A 739-nucleotide genomic window follows, 5' to 3' on the forward strand; every position below is an offset into this window, starting at 1 on the left:
TGGCCAGACGATCGTTATCGAAGCCGGCAAATCTGCAGGCTCGGTGGTGTTTGAAACGCCGGCTAACGATGTCTACAACAACGGTTCGACCGTTAACACGACGATCACCAACGCCACTGGCGGTAATTTCGAAAACCTGGCGACCAACCCAGCTCCAGCGGTGACCACCATCACCGACTCGATCGACACCACCACCGTCACCCTGACGGCGGACCCATCGGTCGTTGAAGGCGGCAACATTACCTATACCGCGACGCTGACTAACCCGGCGCAAACTGCGGTGACAGTTACCTTGAGCAACGGCCAGACGATCAATATCGAAGCGGGCAAGTCCAGCGGAACTGTAGTTTTCGACACTCCAGCTAACGACGTTTACAACAACGGTTCGACCGTCAACACGACAATCACCAACGCCACTGGCGGCAACTTCGAAAACCTGGCGACCAACCCAGCTCCAGCGGTGACCACCATCACCGACTCGATCGACACCACCACCGTCACCCTGACGGCGGACCCGTCAGTCGTTGAAGGCGGCAATATCACTTACACCGCTACGCTGACCAACCCCGCGCAAACCGCTGTGACGGTTACCTTGAGCAACGGTCAGACGATCAACATCGAAGCGGGCAAGTCCAGCGGAAGTGTGGTTTTCGAAACCCCCGCCAACGATGTCTACAACAACGGTTCGACCGTCAACACGACGATCACCAACGCTACCGGCGGTAATTTCGAAAACCTG

General features: G+C 57.0%; 1 protein-coding gene. It reads left to right on the forward strand.

Annotated features, from left to right (window positions below):
* A partial coding sequence (locus tag AACV02_RS28435) for an immunoglobulin-like domain-containing protein (protein WP_256680478.1) occupies nt 1-739 on the forward strand: 739 nt, incomplete at both ends.

Origin of the sequence: Pseudomonas sp. Larv2_ips (genome assembly GCF_963879675.1) — a bacterium.
Classification (GTDB): Bacteria; Pseudomonadota; Gammaproteobacteria; order Pseudomonadales; family Pseudomonadaceae; genus Aquipseudomonas.